13 protein-coding genes, 1 tRNA gene and 1 pseudogene are annotated in these 13,934 nt (G+C 71.1%); 11 read left to right on the top strand and 4 right to left on the bottom strand.

Going from position 1 to position 13,934, the window contains the following annotated elements; all coding sequences use genetic code 11:
- Positions 1–65 precede the first annotated feature (65 nt).
- Positions 66–1,172: a calcium-binding protein gene (locus IE246_RS00680; protein ID WP_189986979.1), complete on the bottom strand. Its 1,107-nt coding sequence runs from the start codon at positions 1,170–1,172 to the stop codon at positions 66–68.
- 263 nt (positions 1,173–1,435) lie between these two features.
- Here IE246_RS00680 and IE246_RS00675 point away from each other — a divergent pair, with 263 nt between their 5' ends.
- Complete coding sequence (locus IE246_RS00675) at positions 1,436–2,446, top strand: threonine ammonia-lyase (RefSeq protein ID WP_189986978.1); 1,011 nt, start codon at positions 1,436–1,438, stop codon at positions 2,444–2,446.
- A 60-nt stretch (positions 2,447–2,506) separates the two neighbouring features.
- Here the strand turns inward: IE246_RS00675 and IE246_RS00670 are convergent.
- A tRNA-Gly gene (locus IE246_RS00670) sits at positions 2,507–2,581 on the bottom strand.
- Between the two features lie 252 nt (positions 2,582–2,833).
- Between IE246_RS00670 and IE246_RS00665 the strand changes: the two genes are divergently transcribed.
- From IE246_RS00665 to IE246_RS00645, 5 genes and pseudogenes are all read left to right on the top strand, one after another.
- Positions 2,834–3,373, top strand: a complete 540-nt coding sequence (locus tag IE246_RS00665; protein WP_189986977.1) for a prolyl-tRNA synthetase associated domain-containing protein — start codon at positions 2,834–2,836, stop codon at positions 3,371–3,373.
- A gap of 107 nt (positions 3,374–3,480) precedes the next feature.
- Positions 3,481–4,410, top strand: coding sequence for a thioredoxin (gene trxA, locus IE246_RS00660; RefSeq protein ID WP_189986976.1), 930 nt, complete (start codon positions 3,481–3,483; stop codon positions 4,408–4,410).
- A gap of 25 nt (positions 4,411–4,435) precedes the next feature.
- Positions 4,436–5,101 carry an LON peptidase substrate-binding domain-containing protein gene (locus IE246_RS00655; RefSeq protein ID WP_189986975.1) on the top strand — a complete coding sequence of 222 codons (666 nt, stop codon included), beginning with the start codon at positions 4,436–4,438 and terminating at the stop codon, positions 5,099–5,101.
- Positions 5,088–5,309 (top strand): annotated as a pseudogene (locus IE246_RS00650) (Trm112 family protein); the annotation flags it as partial. The gene IE246_RS00655 and the pseudogene IE246_RS00650, both read left to right, overlap by 14 nt.
- A gap of 95 nt (positions 5,310–5,404) precedes the next feature.
- Complete coding sequence (locus tag IE246_RS00645) at positions 5,405–5,788, top strand: gamma-butyrobetaine hydroxylase family protein (protein WP_189986973.1); 384 nt, start codon at positions 5,405–5,407, stop codon at positions 5,786–5,788.
- 13 nt (positions 5,789–5,801) lie between these two features.
- Here IE246_RS00645 and IE246_RS00640 read toward each other — a convergent pair whose 3' ends face one another.
- Together IE246_RS00640 and IE246_RS00635 are read right to left on the bottom strand one after the other, a co-directional pair.
- On the bottom strand, positions 5,802–6,188 hold the full coding sequence (locus IE246_RS00640; protein ID WP_189986972.1) for a fluoride efflux transporter FluC: 387 nt from the start codon (positions 6,186–6,188) through the stop codon (positions 5,802–5,804).
- Positions 6,189–6,202: 14 nt separating this feature from the next.
- Entirely contained in the window at positions 6,203–7,411 is a 1,209-nt protein-coding gene (locus IE246_RS00635; RefSeq protein WP_189986971.1) for a UbiH/UbiF/VisC/COQ6 family ubiquinone biosynthesis hydroxylase, read from the bottom strand.
- Between the two features lie 361 nt (positions 7,412–7,772).
- On the opposite strand from IE246_RS00635, the gene IE246_RS00630 reads away from it, so the two are divergent.
- From IE246_RS00630 to IE246_RS00610, 5 genes are all read left to right on the top strand, one after another.
- Positions 7,773–8,111 carry a P-II family nitrogen regulator gene (locus IE246_RS00630; protein WP_189986970.1) on the top strand — a complete coding sequence of 113 codons (339 nt, stop codon included), beginning with the start codon at positions 7,773–7,775 and terminating at the stop codon, positions 8,109–8,111.
- Positions 8,112–8,133: 22 nt separating this feature from the next.
- Complete coding sequence (gene amtB, locus IE246_RS00625; protein ID WP_189986969.1) at positions 8,134–9,471, top strand: ammonium transporter AmtB; 1,338 nt, start codon at positions 8,134–8,136, stop codon at positions 9,469–9,471.
- A 266-nt stretch (positions 9,472–9,737) separates the two neighbouring features.
- Positions 9,738–12,236, top strand: a complete 2,499-nt coding sequence (locus IE246_RS00620; protein WP_189986968.1) for a DNA translocase FtsK — start codon at positions 9,738–9,740, stop codon at positions 12,234–12,236.
- A gap of 96 nt (positions 12,237–12,332) precedes the next feature.
- A complete protein-coding gene (locus IE246_RS00615) occupies positions 12,333–12,992 on the top strand; it encodes a LolA family protein (RefSeq protein ID WP_189986967.1) in 660 nt (219 codons plus the stop codon).
- 122 nt (positions 12,993–13,114) lie between these two features.
- Positions 13,115–13,891: a gamma-glutamyl-gamma-aminobutyrate hydrolase family protein gene (locus IE246_RS00610; RefSeq protein ID WP_189986966.1), complete on the top strand. Its 777-nt coding sequence runs from the start codon at positions 13,115–13,117 to the stop codon at positions 13,889–13,891.
- Positions 13,892–13,934: the final 43 nt, after the last annotated feature.

The raw sequence follows: 13,934 nt of genomic DNA, 5'->3' as shown, positions 1-13,934 counted from the left end.
CGGTTTGGGGCGCGGACGGCGGCTCGCGCGGCGGGTGCCTCCAGGACCTCGGGTGACCGGGTCCCTCAGGTGAAGTAGTCGGTCGTGACGCTCGACGCGCTGACGCCGACCAGGGTGATGGTGTTGCCGCTCTGGAAGGTGATCAGGGCGCCGCCGGAGCTGTCGGCGATCGACGAGGTCGCGGAGCCCTGGACGATGCGGTCGCCATCCGCATAGGAGAAGTCGCCGATCGTGTCGTTGCCGCTGGCGTCGCCGAACAGGTCGCTGCCGGCGCCGCCGTACATCAGGTCGTCGCCGCGGTTGCCGTTGATGCTGTCGTTGCCGGCGCCGCCGCTGAGGGTGTCGGCGTCCTGGCCGCCCAGCAGGGTATCGTCGCCGCTGCCGCCGTCCATCACGTCGGCCCCGAAATTGCCGTACAGGATGTCGTTGCCGCCGTTCCCGTACAACCATTCCGTCCCGGTCCGGTAGGCTGCCGGGTCGCCGGTGAGCTCGCCGCCGTTCTGGCCGCCGTACAGGGTGTCCTCGCCGCCGCCGCCGCTCAGGATGTCCACGCCCTGGTTGCCGTAGATGACGTCCGTGCCGTCGCCGCCGGTGACGGTGTCGTCGCCGCCGTAGCCGCGCATCACGTCGGCGCCAGACGTGCCGACCAGCGCGTCGCCGCTGTCGGTCCCGGCCACGGTGTTGGTCGTCGTGGTCGTGGTCGTCGTCGTCGTCGTGGTGGCGGTCAGGCTGTTGACCCCGTCGTTGCCGACGTCGCGGGCGATCAGCATCTGCCAGGAGCCGGTGTAGCTGCCGTACTCGTAGCCGACCATGACGTAGTAGGTGCCGCCGCTGTCCGGTTCGAAGGCGACGATCGAATCGTAGGGGTAGTCGTCGGTGGCTCCGATGTCGTCGCCGTCCACGAACAGGTGCAGGTAGCCCTGGGAATCGAACACCGAGATCGAGGTCTGGTACGAGCCGGAGGACACGATGGTGTAGGCGCTGCCCGCCTCCATCGCCACCGGCACGAAGTCGAGCGTGTCGCTGCTCGACAGGTATCCGACGGTGTACGCCTCGTACTCGTAGTAGGTGCTGGTCGAGGCCCCGAAGCCGGCGGCCGCGGTACCGTCGTTCGCGATCAGGGTGGTTGCCAGGCCGGCATAGTATGAAGACCAGTACGGGTTACGGGCCATGCTTCAATCACCCTTCTGAGAATCGACAGACGACTCAACAACGTAAACGCGCCGGCCGAGGATATTGATAGTCGCGGCGGTCGGCAATCGCCCGGGCGGGGACGGTCGCCGCGGCTCCGTACCGTGGGCCGCCGGCCGGAAGGCTGAACGTGCGCCGGATCCGGTCTAGACTGCCGCGCCGCCCTTCGTCGCGCCGCCCTTCGCCGCCTCGACCCTCGCCGATCGACCCTTGCCGATCGACCCTTGCCGCCGGGAGCCCGCCCATGACCGACCTCGTCACCGCCGATGCCGTCCGTCGGGCCGCCCGGACGATCGCCGGCCACGTGCAGCGCACCCCGACGGTCGCCAGTGCCGGGCTGTCGGCGCTGCTGGGCCGACCGGTCGCGCTCAAGCTCGAGACCCTGCAGGACTCCGGCTGCTTCAAGCCGCGCGGAATCGTCAACAAGGTGCTGTCGCTGTCGGAGGCGGAGCGGGCCCGCGGCCTGCTGACGGTCAGCGGCGGCAATCACGGGATCGCCATGGCGATGATCGCCCGCCGGATCGGGCTGGCGGCCACCATCGTGATGCCGGCGGCGGCGCCGGAGCGCTCCAAGGCGCGGGTGCGGGCCGACGGCGCCGAGCTGATCGTCGCCCCCGACGTCGCCGCCGCTTTCGCGGTCGCCGACGAGCAGCGTTCGCGCGGGCTCACCTACATTCACGCCTACGACGATCCGGTGATCGTCGCCGGGCACGGGACCGCCGGCCTGGAGATGGCGGCGGACGCCCCGGGCCTGACCGACGTTCTGGTCAGCATCGGCGGCGGCGCGCTGGCGGCCGGGGTGGCGACGGCCCTGAAGGCCGCCGACCCGGCGATCCGGGTGTGGGGGGTGGAGACCGAGGGCGCCGACGCCATGACCCGGGCGCTGGCCGCCGGTGCGCCGGTGCCGATCAGGCCGACGTCGATCTCCTCGACCCTGGGCGCGCCGGTGGTCTCGGCGCTGACCCTGGCGCACGCCAAGGCGCTGCTGGAGGACGTGCTGGTGGTGTCGGACGCCGAGGCGGTCGCCGGCACGGTGGCCTTGGCCGAGGAGGCGCGCTGCTGGGTCGAGCCGGCAGCCGGCTGCCTGGTGCCGGCGGCCCGCAGGGTGATCGAGCGCACCGGGGGTACGGGGACTGGGGGCGCGGGGACTGGGGGCGCGGGGACTGGGGGCGCGGGAACGCTCGGCCTGGTGCTGTGCGGGGGGAACGCGACGCTCGAACAGCTCGCGGGCTGGCGCGAGCGGTTCGGGACGTGACCGATCGGGGGGAGCGGCCCGAGGGCGCCTGCCGTCACGTCGTCTTTGTGTGCGAAAAATTGGAGCGGGCGATGAGATTCGAACTCACGACCCCAACCTTGGCAAGGTTGTGCTCTACCCCTGAGCTACGCCCGCGCTCCGTTTCCGTCCGTAGACGGCGTCGAGGCCGCGGATAATACCGTCGAGTTTGCCGAATGCAAGCGGTCTCGTAAGAAAATTTTTGCGGTGGCAGCCGGCGGGCTTTTCCAGTGATTGCAAGGAGTTCCCGCCAGGTTCCGGGGCCGGGGGTGCAAGTCTTCCCTTCCGGACGGCGGTTGGCTACAACCGGGCGCGCCGATCGAGAGACGGCGCCGCCGAGAAATCGCGCCCACCGCACGAGGCCGAGCCATGTCCGACCCCGCGACCAGCCCCGAAGCCGAGCTGCCCACCAGCCCGGAGACCCTGCTCGCCCGCCTGGACGAACTGGGGATCGGGTACACCCGGCACGACCATCCGCCGCTGTTCACGGTCGAGGACTCCAAGGCGCTGCGCGGCGACCTGCCGGGCGGCCACTGCAAGAACCTGTTCCTGCGCGACCGCAAGGGCGCGATGTGGCTGGTGGTGTGCCTGGAGGACCGGCCGATCGACCTGAAGGCGCTGGGCGCCCTGCTGGGCGGCGTCCGGCTGTCGTTCGGCAGCGCCGACCGGCTGATGCGGGTGCTGGGCGTCGTTCCCGGGGCGGTGTCGCCGTTCGCGCTGATCAACGACACCGCGGTCGAGGTCGAGGTCATCCTCGACGGGGCGATGCTCGGGCACCGGCCGCTGAACTACCACCCGCTGGTGAACACCACGACGATCGCGGTGTCGCCGGAGGACCTGGTCCGGTTCGTGGAGTCCTGCGGCCACACGCCGCGGGTCATGGACCTCGACCCGGCCACCGCCGGCTGAACCCGGTGGGCACGAAAGCGGCCGGCACCGCAGCCGTTCCGGGGGCGCGGCTTGTCTGGGCGACCGCCGGCTTTACATTATCCTGACCGAGAGCGAGGGAAGCACCGATGGAATCGATTCTGGGGCTCGATGGCAGCGCCGCCGCACCGGCGGCGGCACCCGCCGGCACGATCAAGGACGCCACCACCGCGACCTTCATGGCCGACGTGGTGGACGCGTCGATGCAGACGCCGGTCCTGGTGGATTTCTGGGCCCCGTGGTGCGGGCCGTGCAAGCAGCTGACGCCGGTGCTGGAGCGGGTGGTGCGCAACGCCGCCGGGGCGGTCAAGCTGGTCAAGGTCAACGTCGACGAGTGCCCGGAGATCGCCCAGCAGCTGCGCATCCAGTCGATCCCGACGGTCTATGCCTTCAAGAACGGCCAGCCGGTGGACGGCTTCCAGGGCGCGGTGCCGGAGAGCCAGATCCAGCAGCTGATCGACCGCCTGACCGGCGGCGCCGCCTCGCACTCGCCGGTCGCCCAGGCCATGGAGCAGGCCGACGCGCTGCTCGAGCAGGGCGACCACCGGTCGGCCGGCGCCGTGTACCAGCAGGTGATGCAGCACGATCCGGAGAACGCGCTCGCCTATGCCGGCTTCCTGAAGTGCCTGATCGCCGACGGCCGGGCCGCCGAGGCCAAGGAGGTGCTCGAGGCGCTGGACGACACGATCCGGGCCGACAAGGCGATCCAGGCGGTGGTGACCCAGATCGAGCTGTCGGAGCAGGGGGCCAAGGCGGCCGGCGAGGTCGCCGGGCTGCGGGCCCGCATCGAGGCCGACCCGAAGGACCATCAGGCCCGCCTGGACCTGGCGTCGGCGCTGTACGCGACCGGCGAGGCCGAGGCGGCGCTCGACCAGCTGCTCGAGAGCATCCGGATCGACCGCAAATGGCAGGAGGAAGCGGCGCGCAAGCAGCTCCTCAAGTATTTCGAGGCGCTCGGCCCGACCGACCCGAACACGGTGGCGGCGCGCCGCCGCCTCGCGTCTCTGCTGTTCTCCTGACGGCGGGATCGGCGCCCGGCGCGGCATGCAGGATTCCCCCTTCAGTTCCCGGTTCGAGGAACTCCCGGCGACATTGCCGGTGTTCCCGTTGAGCGGGGTGCTGCTGCTGCCGCGCGGCAAGCTGCCGCTGAACATCTTCGAGCCGCGTTATCTGGCGATGACCCAGGACGCGCTGGGCGCCGGCCGGCTGATCGGCATGATCCAGCCGCGCCGGGCGGACGACCCGGCCGAGGCTCCCGAACTGTACGAGGTCGGCTGCGCCGGCCGGATCAGCCAGTTCGCCGAGACCGACGACGGGCGCTTCCTGATCACCCTGACCGGGGTCTGCCGGTTCGCCATCCTCGGCGAGATCGCGTCGATGCGCGGCTACCGCCGGGCCCAGGTCGACTGGGGACGGTTCCGCGACGACCTGGCGCCGCCGCCGGCGGTCGAGCTCGACCGGGACGCGCTGATCGAGCGGTTGAAGCGTTATTTCGCCGTTCAGGGCATCAAGGCCGACTGGAACAGCATCCGGGCGACCCCGGACGAGCGGCTGGTGACCACGCTGGCGATGATCTGCCCGTTCGAGCCCGGCGAGAAGCAGGGGCTGCTGGAGTGCCCGACCCTGGCGGACCGCAGCGCGATGCTGGCGGCGCTGCTGGACATGGCGGCGGCGGGCCGCGAGCAGGGAGACGATCATGTCCGACACTGAGACCGCGGCCGGTTCGGGCCGGCGGCCCGCCGGCGGCAGCACCGTCGACCCGAAGCTGCTGGAGATCCTGGTCTGCCCGGTCAGCAAGCGCCAGCTGGTCTACGACCGCGCGGCCGGCGAGCTGATCAGCGAGACCGCCCGGCTGGCGTTCCCGATCCGCGACGGGGTGCCGATCATGCTGGTCGAGGAGGCGCGCTCGCTGGACGACCAGCCGGGGGAAGATCACCCGGGGGACGGCCAGCCGGGGGACGGCCAGCCGGGGGACGGCCAGCCGGGGGACGGCCAACAACCAGGTGACGGACGATGAGCCCGACCGACGACCGCTTCGACACGCCGCACTGGCCGACCGAGATCCGGGTCGCCGGCGACCGCCGCAGCCTGACCGTCGGCTTCCAGGACGGGCCGGCGCTAACCATCCCGGCCGAGCTGCTGCGGGTCGAGAGCCCGTCGGCCGAGGTCCAGGGCCATGGCGCCGGCAGCAAGACGCTGGTCGCCGGCAAGGCGGGGGTGGCGATCGTCTCGGTCGAGCCGGTCGGCAACTACGCGGTGCGGATCGGCTTCGACGACGGCCATTCCTCCGGCATCTATACCTGGCGGTACCTGCACAAGCTCGGGACCGAGGGCGACGCGATGCTGGCCGCCTACGCCGCCGAGCTCGCGGCCAAGGGGCTGAGCCGGGACGGCTGAGCGACTCCGACGCTCAGATCCGGGTGCCGAGGTACAGGCCGATGGCGGCGGACGCGACGCATCCCCAGACCAGCATGGTGGCGTAGGTGACGACCAGGAACGGCTCGCCCTCGGCCAGCATCTGGGCGGTCTGCTCGCTGAACGCCGAGAACGTCGTGAAGCCGCCGAGGATGCCGGCGGTCATGAACAGGTTGAGGCTCGGCACCGAGGCCAGGATGCCGCCGGGCATGGCGAGGCCGGAGATCAGCCCGATCGCCAGCGAGCCGGACAGGTTCACCAGCAGGGTGGCGATCGGCAGGCTCGGACCGGTCGGGTCGTAGGGCAGCAGCAGGCCTACGGCGTAGCGTCCGACGCCGCCGACGGCGCTCCCGATCGCGACCAGCAGGAGGTTACCGAGCATCGCGTCGCGCCCGTTCAGACCGGTTCGCCGCGCAGCAGCCGGGGCAGGGTGCCGAGGGTGCCCATGGCGTGCCGGATCGCCATCCGCTTGAACGGGGGGATCCGCTCGACCACGCCGAGGCCGAGGTCGCGGACCCCGCGCACCGGGCCGATGTCGTTGGAGAACAGCCGGACCAGCCCATCGGTCGAGGCCATCAGGCTGGCGGCGTCGAACCGCCGGCGGCGCTGGTAGTCCCGCAGCACCGTGGCCGAGCCCGGGTCGAGGCCGAGCCGGACCGCGTCGGCCATCACCTCGGCCAGGGCGGCGACGTCGCGCAGGCCGAGATTGAAGCCCTGGCCGGCGACCGGGTGCATGGCGTGGGCGGCATCGCCGACCAGGGCCACCCGCTCCGCCACGAAGCGCTCGGCCACCACCAGTTCCAGCGGGAACACCCGGCGCGGCCCGAGCGGCCGCAGGGTGCCGAAGGAATCGCCGAACCGTTCGGTCAGCGCCGCCGCGAACGCGTCGTCGTCGAGCCTTGCGATCCGCTCGGCGACCGCGGTGCGTTCGGTCCACACCAGGGCCGAGCGGTTGCCGGACAGCGGCAGCAGCGCGACCGGGCCGCCGGGCAGGAAGCGCTCGTGCGCCAGGCCGTGGTGCGGCCGGTCGTGGCCGATGGTGTCGACGATGCTCGACTGCCGGTAGGGCAGGCGGGTGACCCTGAGGCCGGCGAGCGCGCGCACCGCCGATTCCCGGCCGTCGGCGCCGACCACGACCGCGCCGGAGAGCCGCCGGCCGTCGGCCAGGACGAGGCTGGCGGCGCCCGGCGTGATCGCCAGTTCGGCGATCGCGCCCGGCGGCGCGATGGTGACGCCCGGGAACGTCGCCAGGCGGTCGAGCAGCGCCTTCTTCAGGTCGTTGTTGACGATGATGTGGCCCATCGGCTCGTCGCCGACCGTCCGGTGGTCGTAGTGCAGGTGGATCGGCGAATCGCCGTCGGAGACCCGGATGTCCAGGATCGGCTCGGCGCGGTCGGCGACCGCGTCCCAGGCCCCGAGCGCGGTCAGCAGGCGCCGCGACGACAGCGAGATCGCCGTGGTCCGGATGTCTCCGTCCCCCGCGACTGCGGCGCGCGGGTCGGTGCGGTCGACGATCACCACCTCGAGCCCGGCCTCGGCCAGGGCCAGCGCGACCGACAGGCCCGACAGCGCCGCCCCCGCGATCACCGCATCCGCCCGTTGCATGCCGTCCGCTCCCGCCGATGTTTCGCTGCGGCTAGACACTAGCGGACCGAGCTTACGGGGCAAGCGGCATCGGGTCGCGGGCCGACTGCACACTTCATAGGCACTTTGCGGATTGTGCCGATAAAACAGGCAAATAAACCGGTGCAACTTTGGCGGCGCCTGTGGAATCTCTTGTTACATCATTGATTCAACGAAGGTTATTGCATTGCGGCATAAACGGCACGCTTCTTGATGATGGGACCGCAGGCCCGCCGAGTGCGGGTGATCCGCGCGGCGCGCGGGCAGTCCTGGGGGGAAATCGGGGTCGCCCGGACGCCGCTCGGATCTTTGGGGAACACGCAATCGCGCGAGGGTTGGCGACATGAAACTGGTCATGGCCATTATCAAGCCCTTCAAGCTCGACGAGGTCCGCGAGTCGCTCACCGCCCTGGGGATCCAGGGACTGACGGTCAGCGAGGTCAAGGGGTTCGGCCGGCAGAAGGGTCAGACGGAAATCTACCGGGGCGCCGAGTACTCGGTGAACTTCCTGCCGAAGGTGAAGGTCGAGGTGGTGGTCGGCGACGACCTGGTGACGCCGGTGGTGGAAGCCATCCAGAAGGCGGCGAACACCGGCCGGATCGGCGACGGAAAGATCTTCGTGCTCGACGTGTCGCAGGCGGTGCGGATCCGCACCGGCGAGACCGATGCGGACGCGCTCTGAGACAAGGCGGGGGAAACCTACGATGAAGAAGTTCACGACCTTCAGCCTTCTGGCGTTCGCCACCAGTGCAGCGACCATCGGCTTCGCGCACACGGCATCCGCCGCGGTTGACCCGGAGACGGTCTACATCCTGAACAGCCTCTCCTTCCTGCTGCACGGCTTCCTGGTGATGTGGATGGCCGCCGGCTTCGCGATGCTCGAGGCCGGGCTGGTCCGGTCCAAGAACACCGCGATGCAGTGCACCAAGAACATCGCCCTCTATTCGATCGCCGGCCTGCTGTACTGGATCATCGGCTACAACCTGATGTACTCCGGCGTCGACGGCGGCTACTTCGGGACGCCGAGCCCATGGTCGGCGGCCGACGCCCAGGTGACCGCGGACGGCTTCGTGTTCAATGCCGACGAGTCGGCCTATGCCGCGGCCTCCGACTGGTTCTTCCAGATGGTGTTCGTGGCGACCGCCGCCTCGATCGTGTCGGGCACGCTGGCCGAGCGCATCAAGCTGCTGCCGTTCCTGATCTTCACGGTGGTGCTGACCGGCGTGCTGTACCCGATCCAGGGTTCCTGGAGCTGGGGCGGCGGCTGGCTGAGCGAGCTCGGCTTCCTGGACTTCGCCGGCTCGACCATCGTGCACTCGGTCGGCGGCTGGGCGGCCCTCACCGGCGCCGTCATCCTCGGGGCGCGGCGCGGCAAGTTCAACAAGGACGGCTCGGTGAACCCGATGCCGGGCTCGAACCTGCCGCTGGCGACCCTCGGGACCTTCATCCTGTGGCTCGGCTGGTTCGGTTTCAACGGCGGCTCGCAGCTGGCCATGGGATCGGCGGCCGACATCGTGTCGATCGCGGCGATCTACGTGAACACCAACATCGCGGCCGCGGCCGGCGTGGTGGTCGCGGTGATCCTGACCTCGATCATGTACAAGAAGGTCGACCTGACCATGGCGCTGAACGGCGCGCTGGGCGGCCTGGTGGCGATCACCGCCGAGCCGCTGGCCCCGTCGGTCGGCATGGCGGTCTTCGTCGGCGCGGTCGGCGGCCTGCTGGTCGTGTTCGCGGTCCCGACCCTGGACAAGCTGAAGATCGACGACGTGGTCGGTGCGATCCCGGTGCACCTGGTGTGCGGCATCTGGGGGACCATCGCCGTGGCGTTCTCGAACGGCGACGCCAGCTTCGTGAACCAGATCATCGGCATCGTGGCGGTCGGCGTGTTCATGCTGGTCACCAGCGGCGTCGTCTGGCTGGTCCTGAAGACCGTGATGGGCCTGCGGCCGAGCGAGGAGGACGAGGACATGGGCCTCGACCGTGCCGAGTGCGGCCTGGAGGCGTACCCCGAGTTCGGGCGCGGCTCCCAGACCATCTGAACCTGACGGCCCGTGCCGGCTCCGCCAGGGGCCGGCACGGGCCCTCCACTCTCCCTCGACTCGGGCCCGGCGGCTTGCCTCCGGGCCCGTTTTCTTGCGGTCATGGCAGGGGGGCCGGCGACTCGATCGTCGAATGCTTACTCGGCGGCTGAAGGTTGCCCGCTAATACCCTGTCGTATAGAGTATATCCCGGATTGGAACAAAACCGATACGGCGCGCCCCCGCGGTCGGGGAAGGTGTCGTGCCGGGACGGGGACGGCGGAACCATGGCGCGTGCCAGCAGTCGAGGCCAGACGAGAACCCTGTTGCCGGACGTGGCGAGCCGCTACCTGAAGCGGCGCGCGGCCGAGATCGCCGGCGTGGCGCTTGTGGCGCTGGCGGCGGCGCTGGCCGTGGCGCTGGTCGGCTTCGATGCCGCCGATCCGTCGCTCAACACCGCCGGCGCCGCGGCCGGCCGCGACGTCGCCAACCCGCTCGGCCTGGCGGGCGCGGTGGTCGCCGACCTGCTGCTGCAGTCGCTGGGCGTGGCCAGTGCGCTGCTGGTGCTGCTGCCGGCGGTCTGGGGCTGGCGGATGCTGCGCCACGAGGCGATCGGCCGGCCGGCCCTGCGGGTCGTCCTGCTGCCGCCGGCGCTGGCCTTCGCGACCCTGGCTGCCGCCGCCGCGCCGGTGCCGCCGACCTGGCCGCTGCGGGCCGGCCTGGGCGGGTTTCTCGGACAGCTGATCCTGCAGCCGGCCGGCCGGCTGATGCCGTATCTCGAGCCGGTCGGCGGCATCGTCCCGGTGGCGGTCCTGGCCGGGCTGCTGGCGACCGGGCTGGCGCTGTGGTGCGTCGGCTACGGCCTGCGCGAGGCGGCGGTCGGGCTCTGGACCCTGGGCCGCGGCGCCGGCGGCCAGGCCGGCCGCGGCGCCCGGCTGGGCTGGCGCGGCGCCGGGGCCGGGGCGCGCCTCGGTGCCGAGCTCGGGGCACGCGCGCTGGCCCGCGGCCGCGAGGCCCGGCGCGAGCCCCGGCTGCGTCGCGGGCCGGTGTCCGAGGACGATGGGGACGCGGATCGGGACGGGTCACCGTTCGAGGTCGAGGACCGGCCGGCCCGAGGGCGTGTCGTCGCGCCGCGCCCGGTCGAGGACGACTCCGACGAGGCCCCGGCGGCTGCGGTCCGGGCGGCGCAGCGGGCGGCCAAGCGGGTCGAGAAGCCGGCCCGCCCGGCGCGGCCGTCGAGCTCCGGCCAGCGGTCCCTGGATCTCGGCCCGACCGGCGACTACGACTATCCGGCGCTCGACCTGCTGACCGACCCGCCGGCCGCCGGCCACGGGCCGGACGAGGATTCGCTCGAGCAGAACGCCCGGATGCTGGAATCGGTGCTCCAGGACTTCGGGGTCAAGGGCACCATCGGCAAGGTCCGCTACGGCCCGGTGGTCACCCTGTACGAACTGGAGCCGGCGCCCGGCACCAAGTCGTCGCGGGTGATCGGCCTGTCCGACGACATCGCCCGTTCGATGAGCGCGGTGTCGGTGCGGGTCGCCGTGGTGCCGGGCCGCAACGTCATCGGCATCGAGCTGCCGAACAGCCGGCGCGAGACCGTGTACCTGCGCGAGATCCTGGAATCCGACTCCTACGCCGGCAGTGGCGGCAAGCTGACGATCGCGCTCGGCAAGGACATCGGCGGCGCGCCGGTGGCGGTCGACCTGGCCCGCATGCCGCACCTGCTGATCGCCGGCACCACCGGCTCCGGCAAGTCGGTGGCGGTCAACACCATGATCCTGTCGCTGCTGTACCGGCTGCCGCCGGAACGCTGCCGCTTCATCATGATCGACCCGAAGATGCTGGAGCTGTCGGTGTACGACGGCATCCCGCACCTGCTGTCGCCGGTCGTGACCGACCCGAAGAAGGCGGTGGTCGCGCTGAAGTGGACGGTGCGCGAGATGGAGAGCCGCTACCGGGCGATGTCGAAGCTCGGGGTGCGCAACATCGAGGGCTACAACGCCCGCATCGCCGAGGCGATCAAGAAGGGCGAGGTGCTGAAGCGCCGGGTGCAGACCGGCTTCGACGCCGACACCGGCAAGCCGGTGTTCGAGGAGGAGCCGCTCGACCTGACGCCGCTGCCGTTCATCGTGGTGGTGATCGACGAGGTCGCCGACCTGATGCTGGTGGCCGGCAAGGACATCGAGGGCGCGGTGCAGCGGCTGGCGCAGATGGCGCGGGCCGCCGGCATCCACGTCATCATGGCGACCCAGCGGCCCTCGGTCGACGTCATCACCGGCACCATCAAGGCCAACTTCCCGACCCGGATCAGCTTCCAGGTCACCTCCAAGATCGACAGCCGCACGATCCTCGGCGAGCAGGGGGCGGAACAGCTGCTCGGCCAGGGCGACATGCTGTACATGGCCGGCGGCGGCCGGATCACCCGCGTGCACGGCCCGTTCTGCTCGGACGAGGAAGTCGAGGACGTGGTGCGCCACCTGAAGACCCAGGGCGAGCCGGAATACGACGACAGCATCACCGAGGACGACGACGGCCTCGGCGACCCGCTCGGCTTCGGCGGCGGCGAGGCCGGCGGCTCGTCCGGCGACGACCTGTACGACCAGGCGGTGGCGGTCGTGGCGCGCGAGGGCAAGTGCTCGACGTCGTTCATCCAGCGCCACCTGAAGATCGGCTACAACCGCGCCGCCACCCTGGTCGAGCGCATGGAGAGCGAGGGCGTGGTCAGCCAGGCCAACCACGTCGGCAAGCGCGAGGTGCTGGTCGGCGACCACTCCGAGCGCTGAGCCCCGCGGCCGGAGCGTCGTCTGCCGCGGGAGCGCCACGCGACCGCCCGCAAAACGCCGCTTGATCCGGCCGGCCGCCGGGGGCACATGAGGCACATGCTGCGCACCCTGACATCCGCCCTCTCGGGCATCGCGATCGCCGCCGGCCTGCTGGCCGGCGCCGCTTCCGTGACCCTGTCCGCGACCGCTTCGGCCGCCTCCCTGAGCGCCGAGGACCGCGCCGACATCGCGCGGGTCGAGAAATACTTCAACAGCATCACCTCGATGCGCTCGACCTTCCTGCAGGCCAGCTCGACCGGCAACGTGGCCAAGGGGACGGTCTGGCTGCGGCGCCCCGGCCACATGCGGTTCGAGTACGATCCACCTTCGCCGATACTCATTACATCGGACGGAATTCTTATTACGTACCAGGATCTTGAGCTCAAGCAGACCAACCAGATCCCGCTCTTCACCTCGCCGCTCAGCGTGCTGGTCGACGACGACGTCCGGTTCGACGACAAGCTGATCGTCGACGGCGTCCGCAAGGAGGCCAACGTCCTGCGGCTGACGGTCCGGCAGCGCGAGCACCCCGAACACGGCTACGTGACCCTGGCGTTCCAGGACAAGCCGTTGCAGCTCAAGCAGTGGATCATCGTCGACGCCCAGCAGGTCTCGGTGAAGGTCGCCCTGCTCGACCCGGAGTTCGGGGTCTCGATCCCCAACGAGCTGTTCCGGCCGAAGGCCTTCGACAAGCCCGGCGACGAGGTCGGGCGCTGAACGACCTCCGTCGCCGCGGCGGGAATGCAGTGTTGCCGGACCGCCGGTGGCGGACCGCCGGCGGTCCGGCGTAGTCTGGCCCCACGCCGGGGAACTGGGCCGGCCGGGGGAGTGGAGCCAGCATGACCGACCTTGGGCTGCCGTTGATCGGAGTCACCGCCTGCCGGATCGAGACCGATTCGCACGCCTACCAGAAGGTCACCGAGAAATACGTCACGGTGATCGTCGACGAGGTCGGCGCCTGCCCGGTCATGATCCCGGCGCTGCCGGCGGGAATCCATCCCGAGGTGCTGGTCCGGCGGCTCGACGGGATTCTCCTGACCGGCAGTCCCTCGAACGTGCATCCCGAGCACTACCTTGGCACTCCCGCCGAGAATCCCGCGGAACACGACCCGGCGCGCGACGCCGTGACCCTGCCGCTAATCCGGGCGGCGGTGGCCGCCGGCGTGCCGCTCCTGGGGCTCTGCCGCGGCGTGCAGGAGATGAACGTGGCGTTCGGCGGCACCCTGGTGCAGCGGATCCAGGACGACCCCGCGAAGCTCGACCACCGGATGCGGCGGGACGTCCCGTTCGACTGGCAGTACCGCAAGGCCCATCCGATCGCGCCGACGCCGGGCGGGCTGCTGGAACGCATCGCCGGGCCGGGCCCGCACCTGGTCAACTCGCTGCACGGCCAGGGCGTCGACCGGCCGGGCCCGCGGGTCCGGGTCGAGGCGACTGCCCCGGACGGCGTGGTCGAGGCGATCTCGATCGCCGAGGCGCCGGGCTTCGCACTGGGGGTGCAGTGGCATCCCGAATGGCCGCGGCCGTGCGCCGGCGTCGACCGGGCACTGTTCCAGGCGTTCGCCGCCGCGGTGCGCGCCCGCGCCGCCCGGTCGGCCCGGGCGGCAGCGGAATAGCCGCCGCGGAATAGCCGCCGCGGAATAGCTGCCGCTGGCCGGG

Source organism: Thalassobaculum fulvum (assembly GCF_014652915.1).
Taxonomy (GTDB): domain Bacteria; phylum Pseudomonadota; class Alphaproteobacteria; order Thalassobaculales; family Thalassobaculaceae; genus Thalassobaculum_A; species Thalassobaculum_A fulvum.
The sequence above is the reverse complement of the archived record's forward strand: the minus strand, read 5'-3'. Positions and strand labels throughout refer to the sequence as shown.

Excerpts from the sequence above, each read along its gene's own strand:
- IE246_RS00620 (WP_189986968.1), top strand. The coding sequence starts at position 9,738 with ATGGCGCGTGCCAGCAGTCGAGGCCAGACGAGAACCCTGTTGCCGGAC.
- IE246_RS00655 (WP_189986975.1), top strand. The coding sequence starts at position 4,436 with ATGCAGGATTCCCCCTTCAGTTCCCGGTTCGAGGAACTCCCGGCGACA.
- IE246_RS00680 (WP_189986979.1), bottom strand. The coding sequence starts at position 1,172 with ATGGCCCGTAACCCGTACTGGTCTTCATACTATGCCGGCCTGGCAACC.
- IE246_RS00665 (WP_189986977.1), top strand. The coding sequence starts at position 2,834 with ATGTCCGACCCCGCGACCAGCCCCGAAGCCGAGCTGCCCACCAGCCCG.
- amtB (WP_189986969.1), top strand. The coding sequence starts at position 8,134 with ATGAAGAAGTTCACGACCTTCAGCCTTCTGGCGTTCGCCACCAGTGCA.
- trxA (WP_189986976.1), top strand. The coding sequence starts at position 3,481 with ATGGAATCGATTCTGGGGCTCGATGGCAGCGCCGCCGCACCGGCGGCG.
- IE246_RS00615 (WP_189986967.1), top strand. The coding sequence starts at position 12,333 with ATGCTGCGCACCCTGACATCCGCCCTCTCGGGCATCGCGATCGCCGCC.
- IE246_RS00610 (WP_189986966.1), top strand. The coding sequence starts at position 13,115 with ATGACCGACCTTGGGCTGCCGTTGATCGGAGTCACCGCCTGCCGGATC.
- IE246_RS00630 (WP_189986970.1), top strand. The coding sequence starts at position 7,773 with ATGAAACTGGTCATGGCCATTATCAAGCCCTTCAAGCTCGACGAGGTC.
- IE246_RS00640 (WP_189986972.1), bottom strand. The coding sequence starts at position 6,188 with ATGCTCGGTAACCTCCTGCTGGTCGCGATCGGGAGCGCCGTCGGCGGC.
- IE246_RS00645 (WP_189986973.1), top strand. The coding sequence starts at position 5,405 with ATGAGCCCGACCGACGACCGCTTCGACACGCCGCACTGGCCGACCGAG.
- IE246_RS00675 (WP_189986978.1), top strand. The coding sequence starts at position 1,436 with ATGACCGACCTCGTCACCGCCGATGCCGTCCGTCGGGCCGCCCGGACG.
- IE246_RS00635 (WP_189986971.1), bottom strand. The coding sequence starts at position 7,411 with ATGCAACGGGCGGATGCGGTGATCGCGGGGGCGGCGCTGTCGGGCCTG.